We start from the raw sequence: 13391 nt of genomic DNA, 5'->3' as shown, positions 1-13391 counted from the left end.
CGCTGCCGGTCGAGCCGCAAGCGACGGCCTGATCGCTTGATCACGGTCGGTTTGACGTGAAAACGGCCCGCCGGATGGCGGGCCGTTCTGTCATTGCGGGCGCCTGAAGCAGGCGGGCGTGCGCCGGGCTGCCAGCGGCGGATCAGCAGGGTGCAGGGGCGAGCAGCCGCGCCGCTTCGGCGTCGAGCATCGCGATTGCGTTGCCATGCCGGCGCAGCAGGCTGGCCGGCAGCGGGTTGCCGATGTCGCCCTGCAGCGCCTTGTGCACCGTTTCGGCTTTTTTGTCCCCGCTGACCATCAGTACCGCGCAGTGCGCCTGCATGATGCTGCCGATGCCGAGAGTGATGCCTTGCCTGAGCACCGGTTGCTGCGCGCCGAAGTACTTCTGGCCGACGCTGACGGTAACCGGGTCGAGTTCGGTGACGATGCTGCCGCTGTCCTCGGCGCAGCCCGGTTCGTTCATGCCCAGATGGCCGTTCATGCCCATGCCGAGCAGCACCAGATCGAGCGGACCGCGCTCGGCCAGAAAGGCGTCGACGCGGCGGCACTCGGCCGCCAGATCGCCGGCCACGGCGTCGTAGAACACGATACGTTCCGGCGGCACCGCCAGCGGGCCGAACACGGTTTCCTGCATGAAGGCGCGGCAGCTTCCGGGATAGTCGGCGGGCAGGCCGACCCATTCGTCGAGGCCGACGTAAACCACCCGCGACAAATCGACCTCGCCGGCGCGCTGCATTGCCACCAGCCGCGCATAGGCCGCGCGCGGCGTGTCGCCGCCGGCCAGACACACTACCGCGTCGGGTTTGGCGCGGACGCAGTCGGCGATCAGGGTGGCGACGGCGTCGGCCAGCGCGGCCGGGTCGGCATGAATGCGGGTTTGCATGAGCGAAGCTCCTGTTCGTGATCGATGCCCGTCAGGCTAGCGCCTGCCCGGCGCGCACTCGGTATCAAAATCCGCCGCCGCTGCAACCTTTGTCCGTTTTGTTGCCGCGCCGAAACATTTGCCGTGCCGGTTTGCAGTGTCGAGACAAATGCTCAATGAGATGTAGCCTTCGCGGCAGCGCGGCTTTCTAGACTCGTTTCCAACGCCCCACCGAGGGACGGCGAACAGAAGGAGTCCAAGATGACCGCACCCAACATCCTGCTCACCCGCATCGACAACCGGCTGGTCCACGGCCAGGTCGGCGTGACGTGGACCACCGCGCTCGGCGCCAACCTGCTTGTCGTCGTCGACGACGTCACCGCCGCCGACGAAATGCAGCAGAAGCTGATGGCCATCACCGCCGACCAGGTCGGCGTCGGCATCCGCTTTTTCACGGTCGAGAAGACCATTGCCGTGATCCACAAGGCATCGCCCGCACAGCAGATCTTCCTGATCTGCCGCACCCCGGCGACGGTGCGCCGGCTGGTCGACAGCGGTGTGCCGATCCGCGACGTCAACGTCGGCAACATGCATTTCTCCGAGGGCAAGCGGCCGCTGTCCAAGAAGGTCTACGTCGACGACGCCGACCTTGCCGACCTGCGCGCGCTCAAGGCCGCCGGCATCAACGTGTTCATCCAGGACACGCCCGGGGACACCAAGGACACCATCCAGTAGGGGAGACCGTCATGCATGAAATCACACTGATGCAGGGGCTGATGCTGGCCGGCGTCGCCTTCATTTTCGGGATCGACTTCTGGCTCGAGGCGCTGTTCCTGTTCCGGCCCATCATCGTCTGCACGATCACCGGCGCCATTCTCGGCGACCTGCAGATCGGCCTGATTACCGGCGGGCTGACCGAGCTGGCCTTCGCCGGGCTGACCCCGGCCGGCGGCGTGCAACCGCCAAACCCGATCCTTGCCGGGATCATGACCACGGTGATCGCGCACAGCGCCGGCGTCGATCCGAAGACCGCGATCGGCCTCGGGCTGCCGTTCAGCCTGCTGATGCAGTACATCATCCTGTTCTACTACTCGGCGTTCTCGATGTTCATGCCCAAGGTCGAGCGCTATGTGCGCGACAACAACACCACCGGGCTGGGCCGGATGAGCCTGCTGATGACGCTGATCGTTGCCTGCACCTACGCGCTGGTGGTGTTCCTGTGCGCATACTCGGCGCAGGGCGCAATGCAGGCGCTGGTGAAGTCGATGCCGGGCTGGCTGAGCCACGGCTTCGAAGTCGCCGGCGGCATCCTGCCCGCGGTCGGTTTCGGCCTGCTGCTGCGGGTGATGCTGAAGATGCAGTACGTGCCGTACCTGCTCGCCGGCTTCCTGTTCGTCTGCTACGTGCAGATCCAGAACCTGCTGCCGGTGGCGGTGATGGGCGCGGCCTTCGCCCTGTTCGTCTACTTCAACAGCAAGCCCGAAGCGGCGCCTGCCGCACCCGCTGCCCAGCCAGAGGAGGATTTCAGCAATGGCATCTGATCACACCACGTCCAGCGACGACGCCGTCGTCACCAAGGGCGACATCACCAAGCTCGCTTTCCGCTCGTCGATGCTGCAGGCCGGTTTCAACTACGAACGGATGCAGTCGGTCGGCTTCACCACGGCCATGCAGCCGCTGCTGAAAAAGATCTATCGCGACGATCCGGACGGGCTGAAGGCCGCCAACAAGGACAGCCTCGAGTTCATCAACACCCACCCGAACCTCGTCGGCTTCCTGATGGGGCTGCTGATCTCGCTCGAGGAGAAGAAGGAGGACCGCGCGCTGATCAAGGGCCTGAAGGTGGCGCTGTTCGGGCCGATCGCCGGTATCGGCGATGCGCTGTTCTGGTTCACGCTGTTGCCGATCGTCGCCGGTGTCTGCGCGTCGTTCGCGATCCAGGGCAATGTGCTCGGGCCGCTGATCTTCTTCCTTGTCTACCTCGTGGTGTTCTTCATGCGCGTCGGCTGGACCCACATGGGCTATACGCTCGGGGTCAAGGCCATCGACAAGATCAAGGACAGCTCGACGATGATCGCCAAGTCGGCAACCATCCTCGGGGTGACGGTGATCGGCGGGCTGATTGCGTCCTATGTGCACATCAACGTCATCGCCAGCTTCGCGATCGACGCCACCCACAGCGTCGGGCTGCAGAAAGACTTCTTCGACAAGGTCTTTCCCAACCTGCTGCCGATGGGCTACGTGATGCTGATGTACTACCTGCTGAAGAAAAAGCAGGTGCATCCGGTCATGCTGATCCTGATCACCTTCGTGCTCTCGATCGCGCTGTCCTGGCTCGGCATCCTCTGACCCGTTTTTCCGGCCGGTCCCCCTCCCGCCGTGCCGGAGGCGGCGGTTCCTGTAACCGCCGCTCCCTTTCCTGCATCACGGACGCCCGCGTCACAGAAGGAGTCTCCATGATCAGCCTCATCGTCACCGGCCACGGCCGGTTCGCCTCGGGCCTGCTCGGCGCGGTCGAGCAGGTGTTCGGCCCGCAAGCGCAGGCCGTCGCCGTCGACTTTCCGCCCGAGCTCGGCACCGCCGAACTCGAGGCACACCTGAATGCCGCCGTCGCCAGCCTGCCGGCCGGCGCCGGCATCGTGTTCCTCACCGACCTGCTCGGCGGCTCGCCGTTCAAGCTCGCATCGCAAATCGCCCTGGCGCAGTCGCAGCCCTGCGACGTGATCGCCGGCAGCAATATGGCGATGTTTGCCGAAGTCGCGCTCGAGCGCGACGAGATTGCCGGCGTCGGCGATTTCGTCACACGTGCGCAGGCGGCGGGCAGGGCCGGCGTGGCCAGCCTGCGCGAGCGGCTTGCGCGGCAGCAGGCTCGCGCCAGCGCACAGGACGACGGGCTTTAAGCGCTTGGGCTTAAGGACTCAGTAGCGCAAAGCCTGCAGGGCGGCGTCAATCTGCCTTGCCGCCTGCTGGCTGCTCTGCTCGGGGTGGTTGAAGTAGTAGCTGATCACCCGGAAGAACACCTCGCGCGCCTGCTGCGACGTGGCCATCGAGTGCGCCATGCTCGGCAGCAGGCGGCCGTGCTTTTCGGCGTCGCGGAAGGCGCTGACCGCGTCGAGCCCGCAACTGTCGAACCCTTCGTGGCTTGCGTCGGTGCGGGGCGGAATGGCGCCCTTGCGCCGGGCCAGCTCCGACTGGAGCGCCGGGTTCATCAGCACGTCGGCCAGTGCCGCCTGCGTGTCCGCCGCGCTTTCGGCCGTGCGGAACAGTGCAAAGCTGTCCAGCCCGTAAACGAAGTAGCCGGCGGTGCCCGGCGCGGGCACGCAGCGCAGCGTCTTGCCCGGCACCATGCCCTGCAGGACCAGGTCGGCCTTGGCCCAATCGCCCATGATGAACATCGCCGCGCGGCCGCTGCGTATTGCCGCCATTTCCGGCGACTTGCCGGTGCTCCCCGGTGCGGCGTACTGGCGCAACTGCCGGAAGCGTTCGAGCACGGCCACCATTCGCGCGCTGTTGATGGCGGCGCTGTCCTGTTCGACGAAGACCTTGCGGTAGAACGCGCCATCGGTCAGGCCGAGCAGGACGCTCTCGAACAGCGTCGTCTCCTGCCAGTCGAGCTTGCCCAGCGACAGCGGGATGTAACCGGCCGCCTTGAGCCTGGGCGCCACCTTGAAGAACGCGTCCCAGCTTGCCGGCACCGGCAGTTTCAGCGCATCGAACGGCGCCGGGTTCACCAGCATCCAGTTGATCCTGTGCAGGTCGGTCGGCAGCGCCACGTAACGGCCCTTGTACTTGACCGCGTCGCGAACCACGGCCGGCAGGACGGCGTCCCACTGCTTTTCCCTCGCCGGCGGGTAGGGGGCGGCCAGAAAGCCCAGCGACGCCCATTCCTGGATGATCGGCCCTTCCATCAGCGCCGCCATCGGCGGGTCGCCGGCGATGGCCCGGGCCTGCAGCACCGCGTAGGCGCTCTCGCCGCCGCCGCCGGGCACGACGAAATCCTTCCAGTACAGCCCGTGCCGGCCCAGCTTCGACTTCAGGAGCGCCAGCGCGGTGACCTCGCTCGGCAGCGTCCAGTAGTGCAGCACCTCGATCTGTCCTGCCTGCGCCGGGAGACTCAGCGCCAGCAGGCAGGTTGCAAGCAGTTTCTTCATCGTTTCAGCCATTGCGCAGCAGCACCAGTGTCGCCATCAGGCCGCCTTGCGGATCGTTGTGCAGCACCAGTTCGCCGCCGTGGCTGCGGGCGATGCTGCGGGCGATCGCCAGCCCGAGTCCGGTCCCGCCCTGATCGTGGTGGCCGCGGAAATACGGTTCGAAAACCTTCTCCAGCAGTCTGTCCGGCAGGCCGGGGCCGTCGTCGCCGACGAACAGCGTGATCCGGTCCGCCTGCTCGTCGAGCGTCAGCGTCACATGGCGGCCGAACTTGAGGCCGTTGTCGATCAGGTTGCCGATGCAGCGGCGGATCGCCAGCGGCCGGCCGCGTATCGGCGCCACCTTGCCCCGCAGCAGCACGCGCTCGCCGTAGGCTTCGATCAGTTGCGCGAGCAGCTGCATCACGTCGACCCGCTCGATGTTCTCGTGGATGTCGGTGTCCTTCATGCTCTGCAGCGCCCCCTTGACCATCAGCTCCAGATCCTTGAGGTCGGCCTCGAACTTCTGCTGCTGCGTCTCGTCGTCGAGCATCTCGGCGCGCAGCCGCAGCCGGGTGATCGGGGTTTTCAGGTCGTGGCTGATGGCGGTGAACAGCATTTCCCGGTTGTGCAGGTAGGCGCGCAGCCGGCCCTGCATCCGGTTGAACGCCCGCGTCGCGGCGACGAACTCGGCATTGCCGGCCTCGGGCAGCGGCGGCACGTCCAGCCGCGAATCGAGTTCTTCGGCCGCGCTCGCCAGCGCCTCGATCGGCTTGAGTTCGCGCCGCAGCAGCGGCCAGGTGAACAGCAGCACCAGCAGCATGCCGAAGGCAGTGAACCAGAACTGCCGCGGCGTGAGGAAGGGGACGTCGAGGGCGTCGTAAGGCGGTGGCAGCGGTGCGGCGAGGAACAGCCATTCCTTCGGATTGATCTGCAGCTGCAGCACCAGAATGGGCGCGTTCTGGCGCAGGATGGGCAGCGAGAACCGCGCCCAGCCCGGCGGCAGATCGGCCATCAGCACGCCAGCGTTGAACACGCGGAGCTGGTCGGCGCGGGTCAGCGCGACGCTTACGGGCTGGTCGCTGCGCAGGTGCAGCGCCAGCTCGCGCGTGGCGATCTCGACGATTTTCCGGCCGGCCTTGCTGGCGGGCAGCGGCTGCTGTTTCAGCTCGTGATTGTTGATCGAGACGAAGAACTGCGAGCCGCCCAGCTCGCGCTGCTGCGCCAGCACCAGCTGGCGGTAGTTGCGCGGCAGCGCGCTCATGAAGTTGACCGTGGCAATGACGCCCTGCGTCATGCTGCGGATCGCGCTTTCCAGCCCGGCGTCGATGCGCGAGCGGTACTGGTAGTACCAGAGCGCGCCGGCCAGCAGCTCGGCCAGCAGCAGCGCGGCGACCAGCATGCACCAGACGCGGCCGAACAGCGAGCGCGGGTAAAGGCGCGCCAGCCGGCGCCACCATTCGCCGCCCGTCGAGGGGGCGATGTCAGTATTCGCGCCGGACATCGGCACAGAGCATGTAGCCCTGATTGCGCACCGCGCGCACCAGCTCGCGCTGGCCGTCGCGCAGACGTTGCCTCAGCCGGCTGACCTGAACGTCGACGCCGCGATCGAGCGGGTTGTTCTCGCGGTGGCGGGTGATCTCGGAGATCGCATCGCGGTCGAGCACCTCGTGCGCGTGGCGCAGGAACAGCGACAGCAGCGCGTATTCGGTGCCGGAAATCGGTTCGACGCTGCCGTCGGCATGCAGCAGCTCGCGGCGCAGCACGTCGAGCTTCCAGTCGCCGAACACCAGATAGCGCGGTTCGGCGCCGGATGCCGGTGTCTGCGCCATCTGGTTGCGCCGCAGCAGCGCCTTGATCCGCGCCAGCAGCTCGCGCGCGCTGAACGGCTTGGCCATGTAGTCGTCGGCGCCGAATTCGAGCCCGATCACCTTGTCCGCCTCGTCCGACGCCGCCGTCAGCATGATGATCGGCACGGTCGAGAACTGCCGGATCATCCGGCACAGCGTAAACCCGTCGTGACCGGGGAGCATGATGTCGAGCACGACCAGGTCGATCGCATCCTGCTTGAGTACCGACATCAGCGTGCTGCCGTCGGGCAGCGCCCGGACCCCGAAGCCGGCACGGCCGAGGTACTCGGTCAGCAGGGTCCGGATTTCGGCATCGTCGTCGATCAGCAGGATGGTTGCCGCCCGGGCGGCGTGGTGCGCGTGCAGGTCCATGGCCGATTATGGGGCGATCCCGGGCGGCAATTGCAATCGGGGATTTGCGTTACATCAACGTGCGCCGATTCAGGCGGTTTTCCGGTCGACGACGACGTGATCGAACTGCGCGCCGTCGATGCTGACGTCGAACGCCTTGCCGAAGCCGACGACGTAACGGCCCGTTTGCGGCGTCAGCTCGAACAGCGAGAAATCGAGCCCGCGCAGCAGGGCCAGCATCTTCTCGCCGAAGCGCTCGTCGAACAGTGCAAACACCGCGTCGTTGCCGTCGTCGCCGAGCCTGGTCACGTCGCACAGCCAGCGCGCACGCTCGCGGCCGAACAGGTTGGCGGTGTCCGCCTCGTCGGCGAGCAGCATCACGTTGGCCTGCCGGTGCGCGTCGATGAAGCGGTAGTGCTCGGCCAGGCGGCTGATGTAGATGTAGAAACGGCCTTCGCGATGGACGAACGGCGCGTAGCTGATGAACGGTGCGCCTGCATCGTCGAGGCAGGCGATCGCCAGTGTTCTGCGGCTGGCGACGAAATCGAGAAACTGCTGTTTTGCGCTGGCAAGGTCGATGGCCATGGTCGGCGTCATCCTGTCGGTCGGCAGCCGGCTATTGTCGGGGCTGACGGCCGGGATGTCACGGCCTGCAATCGCGGCGCCGGAGCGGGTAAAATGCGGGTAGCGCCGGCCACAGAGCCGGCCTTGTCATTGATCCGGTCCGCCCTTTGCGAGGGCGACCACCTGGAGAATACCGATGTCGCATCAAACCGCCCGGCCCATCGTGGTCGCGGCCCTGTACAAGTTCGTTACGCTGGACGATTACGCCGCGCTGCGCGAGCCGCTGCTGCAATGCATGCTCGACAACGGCGTGAGGGGCACGCTGCTGCTCGCCGGGGAAGGCATCAACGGCACGGTGTCCGGCACGCGCGCCGCGATCGACGCCCTGCTGGGCTGGCTGCGTGCCGATCCGCGCCTGGTCGATGTCGACCACAAGGAATCGTATTGCGACGAGCAGCCTTTCCTGCGCACCAAGGTCAAGCTGAAGAAGGAAATCGTCACCCTCGGCGTCGACGGTGTCGATCCGAACAAGCGCGTCGGCACCTATGTCGAGCCGCAGGACTGGAATGCGCTGATCAGCGATCCGGAAGTCCTGCTGATCGATACCCGCAACGATTACGAAGTAGCCATCGGTACGTTCGAAGGCGCCATCGACCCGAAAACCGAGAGCTTCCGCGAGTTTCCCGACTACGTGAGCGCGCACTTCGATCCGGCCCGCCACAAGAAGGTGGCGATGTTCTGCACCGGCGGCATCCGCTGCGAGAAGGCATCGAGCTACATGCTCGGCGCGGGTTTCGACGAGGTCTATCACCTGAAGGGCGGCATCCTCAAGTATCTGGAAACCGTACCGCAGGACGAGTCGCTGTGGCGCGGCGACTGTTTCGTCTTCGACAACCGGGTGACGGTGCGTCACGACCTGTCCGAAGGCGACTATGTGCTCTGCCATGCCTGCCGCGAACCGGTGTCGGTGGACGAGCGCCAGTCGCCGGATTACGTCGAAGGCATCAGCTGCCCGCATTGCCGGGACAGCCTGAGCGAGAAGACCCGCGCCGGCGCCCGCGAGCGGCAGAAGCAGATCAATCTGGCCAAAGAACGCAAGCAGCCCAGCCCGCTGGGACGCAATCCGCGCGGCGACGATTGAGTCCGGCGCGGACGGACGATGAAAAACAGCCCGGCCAAGCCGGGCTGTTTCCATTCGATGGACTCAGCCGCGAATCCGCATCGTCAGTCCCTTGAGGAAGTTGCGCAGCAACTGGTCGCCGCAGCGGCGGAAGTTCTTCTGGCCTTCCTTGCGGAACAGCGCGCTGAGCTCCGGCTTGGAAACGTCGAAGTCCACGCTGGCGAGGATGGCGTGCATGTCCTCGTCCTTGAGTTCGAACGCGACGCGCAGCTTCTTCAGCACCGTGTTGTTCGAGACCGGCCAGACGGCCTCCGGGAGGGGGCGGCTGTCGTCCTTGCCGCGCCTGTACACCACCAGGCCGTCGAGGAAGTGGGCGAACATCTGGTTGTCGCAATGCTTGTAGCCGTCCTCGTCGTCCTTCTTGAGATAGGCCCGGACGTCGGCCAGCTGGGCCTCGAAGCCGGCGAGGGCGGTGATTTCGACGAGCTTGGCGTCGCTGATGTCGAGCATGTAGCGCACGCTGCGCAGTACATCGTTGGAAAGCAATTCGGTTCCTTGTCTTGGCTGGGCGCGGCGGGAAAGCCGGGCCGAAACCGCCATTTTGCCACCTTGTCCGCGCCCCCGGCAGTGCTGGCACCGTCTTGCTGTCCTTTCGGTTCCATGCGGCTTCGTGCCGCGCCGTCTGTTCGCCGGCCGGATTTCGGGCTAAATTTCTAATTTTTCTCGATATTTTCGTCGTTTTGGCTTGCCCGGCCTGTGCCGGCAGGGCAAAATCCCCGTCTTTTTTCGGGCCGGACATCCATCCGGCATGTGATGAATTGATGGCTTGCCCACCCATCGTGACCTGGTCACAAAGTGGCGAGACGTCTTAGACCTTCTAGCCCAGGGGGTGTGGGATAAACATGACGAATCTGGCTACGGCTGCAGCCTTGCAGCTGGATATGACGACCCAGCTCCCTGTGTCGTCCTACTTTGACGAAACCCTTTTCCAGATCGAGCAGGAGCGCCTGTTCGCACGGGGGCCGAAGTACATCGGTCACCAGCTGATGGTCCCGGAAGTCGGCGACTATCACGTACTCGAGATGACCGACGGTGCCAAGTACCTGAAGCGCACCGATCAAGGCGTCAAACTCCTTTCCAATATCTGCCGCCACCGTCAGGCCACGATGCTGTCCGGTCGCGGCAACGGCACGCACACCGTCTGCCCGCTGCATCGCTGGACCTACGACCAGCACGGCAAGCTCGCCGGGGCGCCGCATTTTCCGGGCAATCCGTGCCTGCATCTGCCGGAAACCGGGCTGGTGCAGTGGAACGGCCTGCTGTTCGAGAGCAACGGTCGCGACATCGAGGCCGACCTCAAGGATCTTGGCGTTGCCAAGCACCTCGACTTTTCGAACTATGTGTTCCACAGCGTCCAGGTCGACGAATACGAAGGCAACTGGAAGACCTTTATCGAGGTCTACCTCGAGGACTACCACGTCGAGCCATTCCATCCCGGCCTTGGCCGTTTCGTCACCTGCGACGACCTGAAGTGGGAGTTCGGCGACTGGCACTCGGTGCAGACCGTCGGCGTCAACAACGCCCTCGCCAAACCCGGCTCCAAGGTCTACCAGGAGTGGCACAAGCAGGTTCAGGCCTACTACGGCGACAAGGTGCCCGAGCACGGCGCGATCTGGCTGACCTACTACCCGAATGTGATGGTCGAGTGGTATCCGCACACGCTGGTGATCTCTACGCTGATTCCGACCGGGCCGCGCAGCTACAAAAACGTTGTCGAGTTCTATTACCCGGAAGACATCGCCTGGTTCGAGCCCGAGTTCGTCGCCGCCGAGCAGGCCGCCTACGCCGAGACGGCGGTCGAGGACGTCGAAATCATCAACCGGATGGAAGCGGGACGGATGGCGCTGTACAAGGCCGGCCGCAACGAGGTCGGCCCGTACCAGAGCCCGATGGAGGACGGCATGCGCCACTTCCACCAGTTCCTGCGCCGGGAGCTCGGCGACGCGATCCGCGCTTAGGGCTTGGCCCAATGGCGCGGGCGGCCATGCAGGCCGATCATCGCGTCAGTACACAAGGCAGCCTGTGGCTGCCTTTTTTCATTCGTCGAGCCCGCCCATGACCGCAACGCACTGGCATCGCCTGAAAGACTCCGGCCCGTTCTGGATGGTGATCGCGTGCCTGAGCTTCGGCGTGATGGGGGTGTTCGTCAAACTCGGCAGCCGCAGCTTCAGCACCGCCGAACTGGTGTTCTACCGCTGCCTGGCCGGCTTCGTCGGGATCCTGCTGATCGCGCTGCCGGCGCGGCGACCGCTGCGGGTATCCTGGCCGCTGCTGCAGGTTCATCTCGGGCGCAGCATTTCCGGCTTCCTGTCGCTGATGCTGTACTTCTACGCGATCAGTCGCCTGCCGCTGTCGACTGCGGTGACGCTCAACTACACCTCGCCACTGTTCCTGATGGTGGTTTCCACGCTCTGGTACCGGCAGTGGCCGATGAGCCGCCAGGTGCTGGCCATCCTGTTCGGCTTCGCCGGCGTCGTGCTGCTGTTGCGGCCGGCAATCCACGGCGACGAATGGCTGGCCGGCGTACTGGGCTTGTGCTCGGGGCTGCTCGCCAGCATCGCCTACCTGAACGTGCACGAGCTTGGTCGCCGCGGCGAGCCGGAATGGCGGACGGTGTTCTACTTCTCGCTGGTGTCGTCGCTCGGTGCCGGCATCTGGATGCTGCTGCAGCCGGGGGCGCTGGCGCCGCTGCATCTCGACAACCTGTGGGTCGTGCTCGGCATGGGGATCAGTGCGACCATCGCGCAGCTGTCGATGACGCGCGCCTACAGCAAGGGCAAGTCGCTGGTCGTCGCCAGCCTGGCCTACCTGACCGTCGTGTTCTCGACCTTGTTCGGCGTGCTGTTGTGGGGCGACCGCCTGCCGCCGTCGAGCTATCTGGCAATGCTGCTCATTGCCGCGTGCGGCGTGGTTTCCGCCCGTTTGGGCTCAGGGGCGGGGGCGCGGTCACAACGGCCGGACTAGTCCCATTTTGTCGTCTCCGGTGGTGCAGCTAGAATAGGGCCGACCGGGGAGAGTGCATGCGCATACTAATATCAAACGACGACGGTTATTTCGCGCCGGGCCTGGCCGCGCTGGCTGGCGCACTGGCCGAGCATCACGACGTGCTCGTCTGCGCACCGGAGCGCGATCGCAGCGGTGCCAGCAACTCGCTGACGCTCGACCGGCCGCTGACGGTGCGTACCGCGCCGAACGGTTTCCGCTATGTCAACGGCACCCCGACCGACTGTGTCCACCTCGCCGCGACCGGGCTGATGGAAACGCTGCCCGACATGGTGGTGTCCGGCATCAACCACGGCGCCAACATGGGCGACGACACCATCTATTCCGGCACCGTCGCCGCGGCAACGGAAGGCTTCCTGCTTGGCGTGCCTTCGATGGCGGTGTCGCTGGCTTCGCGCAACCCGGCCCACTTCGAAACGGCCGCCAGAGTCGCGGTCGAACTGGCTGCACGCATCGAACGCGACCCATTCCGGGGTGCGGTACTGCTCAACGTCAACGTGCCGGATCTGCCGTACGAAGCACTCGCCGGCCACCGGGTCACGCGACTCGGCCGCCGGCATCGTGCGGCGCCGGTGATCAAGTCCGCCAATCCCCGCGGCGAGGCGATCTGGTGGGTCGGCCCGCCCGGACTCGCCGCCGATGCGGCGGAAGGCACCGATTTTGACGCGATTGCCCAAGGGCTTGTGTCGATCACGCCGCTGTCGATCGACCTGACCGCTTACCCTCAGCTGGATTTCATCGAATCATGGCTGCACGCATGAACTTCAATACCTTCGATGGCGCCGGGATGACCTCGGCCCGCACCCGCGCCCGCATGATCGAACGCATCAAGCAGCTCGGCATTCATGACGCCAAGGTGCTGGCGGTCATGGGGATGATCCCGCGACATGTTTTCGTTGACGAGGCGCTGTCGCACAAGGCCTACGACGACACGGCGCTGCCGATCGGGCACGGCCAGACCATCTCGCAGCCCTACATCGTCGCGCAGATGACCGCACTGGCACTGGGGGCGGCGCAACATGAAAAAGTGCTGGAAATCGGGACTGGCTGCGGCTATCAGGCCGCGGTATTGTCTCAGCTGTTCAAGACGGTCTATACGATCGAGCGCATCGGCTCGTTGAGCAAGGGCGCAAGAGAGCGGCTCAACCTGCTCGGGCTGCACAACGTGAGGGTAAGGCATGCCGACGGCAGTCGTGGCCTGCCCGATGCCGCCCCGTTTGACGTCATTCTGATCGCTGCCGCGGCCCCCATCGTGCCGGAGGACCTGGTCGAACAGTTGCGCATCGGCGGCCGGCTGATTTTTCCGGTCGGCAGTGAAGACCAGGAACTGCGAATGATCGAGCGTACCGACGAAGGCATCGTCGAGACGCGTCTTGAGAAAGTACGGTTCGTGCCCCTGTTGCCCGGCCTGGCCTAGGGCCGGCCACGATTGCGCAACGCAGCGCACGGGGTGA

General features: G+C 65.4%; 15 protein-coding genes. 9 read left to right on the top strand and 6 right to left on the bottom strand.

Annotation, left to right across the window (positions count from 1 at the left end; genetic code table 11):
• Positions 1-142: 142 nt before the first annotated feature.
• Positions 143-883: a 6-phosphogluconolactonase gene (locus BJP62_RS02440; protein WP_070526124.1), complete on the bottom strand. Its 741-nt coding sequence runs from the start codon at positions 881-883 to the stop codon at positions 143-145.
• Between the two features lie 240 nt (positions 884-1123).
• On the opposite strand from BJP62_RS02440, the gene agaB reads away from it, so the two are divergent.
• From agaB to agaF, 4 genes are all read left to right on the top strand, one after another.
• Positions 1124-1597: a PTS galactosamine transporter subunit IIB gene (gene agaB / locus BJP62_RS02435; protein WP_070526123.1), complete on the top strand. Its 474-nt coding sequence runs from the start codon at positions 1124-1126 to the stop codon at positions 1595-1597.
• An 11-nt stretch (positions 1598-1608) separates the two neighbouring features.
• Positions 1609-2403 (top strand): PTS galactosamine transporter subunit IIC, encoded by a 795-nt coding sequence (agaC, locus tag BJP62_RS02430; RefSeq protein ID WP_070526121.1) that lies wholly within the window; start codon positions 1609-1611, stop codon positions 2401-2403.
• Complete coding sequence (agaD, locus tag BJP62_RS02425) at positions 2393-3211, top strand: PTS galactosamine transporter subunit IID (RefSeq protein WP_070526119.1); 819 nt, start codon at positions 2393-2395, stop codon at positions 3209-3211. Before agaC ends, agaD begins: the two co-directional genes overlap by 11 nt.
• A gap of 107 nt (positions 3212-3318) precedes the next feature.
• Complete coding sequence (agaF, locus tag BJP62_RS02420) at positions 3319-3762, top strand: PTS galactosamine/N-acetylgalactosamine transporter subunit IIA (RefSeq protein ID WP_070526118.1); 444 nt, start codon at positions 3319-3321, stop codon at positions 3760-3762.
• Positions 3763-3780: 18 nt separating this feature from the next.
• Here agaF and BJP62_RS02415 read toward each other — a convergent pair whose 3' ends face one another.
• The 4 genes from BJP62_RS02415 to BJP62_RS02400 all read right to left on the bottom strand — a co-directional run bounded on the left by BJP62_RS02415 (position 3781) and on the right by BJP62_RS02400 (position 7775).
• On the bottom strand, positions 3781-5013 hold the full coding sequence (locus tag BJP62_RS02415; protein ID WP_070532194.1) for an ABC transporter substrate-binding protein: 1233 nt from the start codon (positions 5011-5013) through the stop codon (positions 3781-3783).
• Positions 5014-5017: 4 nt separating this feature from the next.
• Positions 5018-6493, bottom strand: a complete 1476-nt coding sequence (locus tag BJP62_RS02410; protein ID WP_070526116.1) for an ATP-binding protein — start codon at positions 6491-6493, stop codon at positions 5018-5020.
• Positions 6474-7211: a response regulator gene (locus BJP62_RS02405; RefSeq protein WP_070526114.1), complete on the bottom strand. Its 738-nt coding sequence runs from the start codon at positions 7209-7211 to the stop codon at positions 6474-6476. Before BJP62_RS02405 ends, BJP62_RS02410 begins: the two co-directional genes overlap by 20 nt.
• Before the next feature lie 69 nt (positions 7212-7280).
• Positions 7281-7775 (bottom strand): HugZ family protein, encoded by a 495-nt coding sequence (locus BJP62_RS02400; protein ID WP_083300652.1) that lies wholly within the window; start codon positions 7773-7775, stop codon positions 7281-7283.
• A 175-nt stretch (positions 7776-7950) separates the two neighbouring features.
• On the opposite strand from BJP62_RS02400, the gene BJP62_RS02395 reads away from it, so the two are divergent.
• Complete coding sequence (locus BJP62_RS02395; RefSeq protein ID WP_070526111.1) at positions 7951-8895, top strand: rhodanese-related sulfurtransferase; 945 nt, start codon at positions 7951-7953, stop codon at positions 8893-8895.
• Between the two features lie 63 nt (positions 8896-8958).
• On the opposite strand, the gene BJP62_RS02390 is transcribed toward BJP62_RS02395, so the two are convergent.
• Positions 8959-9420, bottom strand: coding sequence for a DUF1456 family protein (locus BJP62_RS02390; RefSeq protein WP_070526109.1), 462 nt, complete (start codon positions 9418-9420; stop codon positions 8959-8961).
• Between the two features lie 395 nt (positions 9421-9815).
• Between BJP62_RS02390 and BJP62_RS02385 the strand changes: the two genes are divergently transcribed.
• From BJP62_RS02385 to BJP62_RS02370, 4 genes are all read left to right on the top strand, one after another.
• Entirely contained in the window at positions 9816-10892 is a 1077-nt protein-coding gene (locus BJP62_RS02385) for an aromatic ring-hydroxylating dioxygenase subunit alpha (RefSeq protein ID WP_374749730.1), read from the top strand.
• Positions 10893-10989: 97 nt separating this feature from the next.
• Entirely contained in the window at positions 10990-11898 is a 909-nt protein-coding gene (locus tag BJP62_RS02380; RefSeq protein WP_070526106.1) for a DMT family transporter, read from the top strand.
• Positions 11899-11954: 56 nt separating this feature from the next.
• Entirely contained in the window at positions 11955-12698 is a 744-nt protein-coding gene (surE, locus tag BJP62_RS02375) for a 5'/3'-nucleotidase SurE (RefSeq protein ID WP_070526105.1), read from the top strand.
• Complete coding sequence (locus BJP62_RS02370; RefSeq protein WP_236943645.1) at positions 12695-13354, top strand: protein-L-isoaspartate(D-aspartate) O-methyltransferase; 660 nt, start codon at positions 12695-12697, stop codon at positions 13352-13354. The genes surE and BJP62_RS02370 overlap by 4 nt, the downstream gene beginning before the upstream one ends.
• The last annotated feature ends 37 nt before the right edge of the window (positions 13355-13391 follow it).

The sequence above is a fragment of the Jeongeupia sp. USM3 genome (genome assembly GCF_001808185.1).
Taxonomy (GTDB): Bacteria; Pseudomonadota; Gammaproteobacteria; order Burkholderiales; family Chitinibacteraceae; genus Jeongeupia.
This window is presented reverse-complemented; position numbering and strand designations above follow the sequence as displayed.

Excerpts from the sequence above, each read along its gene's own strand:
- BJP62_RS02385 (WP_374749730.1), top strand. The coding sequence starts at position 9,816 with ATGACGACCCAGCTCCCTGTGTCGTCCTACTTTGACGAAACCCTTTTC.
- BJP62_RS02380 (WP_070526106.1), top strand. The coding sequence starts at position 10,990 with ATGACCGCAACGCACTGGCATCGCCTGAAAGACTCCGGCCCGTTCTGG.
- BJP62_RS02400 (WP_083300652.1), bottom strand. The coding sequence starts at position 7,775 with ATGGCCATCGACCTTGCCAGCGCAAAACAGCAGTTTCTCGATTTCGTC.
- BJP62_RS02440 (WP_070526124.1), bottom strand. The coding sequence starts at position 883 with ATGCAAACCCGCATTCATGCCGACCCGGCCGCGCTGGCCGACGCCGTC.
- surE (WP_070526105.1), top strand. The coding sequence starts at position 11,955 with ATGCGCATACTAATATCAAACGACGACGGTTATTTCGCGCCGGGCCTG.
- agaB (WP_070526123.1), top strand. The coding sequence starts at position 1,124 with ATGACCGCACCCAACATCCTGCTCACCCGCATCGACAACCGGCTGGTC.
- agaD (WP_070526119.1), top strand. The coding sequence starts at position 2,393 with ATGGCATCTGATCACACCACGTCCAGCGACGACGCCGTCGTCACCAAG.
- BJP62_RS02395 (WP_070526111.1), top strand. The coding sequence starts at position 7,951 with ATGTCGCATCAAACCGCCCGGCCCATCGTGGTCGCGGCCCTGTACAAG.
- BJP62_RS02370 (WP_236943645.1), top strand. The coding sequence starts at position 12,695 with ATGAACTTCAATACCTTCGATGGCGCCGGGATGACCTCGGCCCGCACC.
- BJP62_RS02415 (WP_070532194.1), bottom strand. The coding sequence starts at position 5,013 with ATGAAGAAACTGCTTGCAACCTGCCTGCTGGCGCTGAGTCTCCCGGCG.
- agaF (WP_070526118.1), top strand. The coding sequence starts at position 3,319 with ATGATCAGCCTCATCGTCACCGGCCACGGCCGGTTCGCCTCGGGCCTG.
- agaC (WP_070526121.1), top strand. The coding sequence starts at position 1,609 with ATGCATGAAATCACACTGATGCAGGGGCTGATGCTGGCCGGCGTCGCC.
- BJP62_RS02405 (WP_070526114.1), bottom strand. The coding sequence starts at position 7,211 with ATGGACCTGCACGCGCACCACGCCGCCCGGGCGGCAACCATCCTGCTG.
- BJP62_RS02410 (WP_070526116.1), bottom strand. The coding sequence starts at position 6,493 with ATGTCCGGCGCGAATACTGACATCGCCCCCTCGACGGGCGGCGAATGG.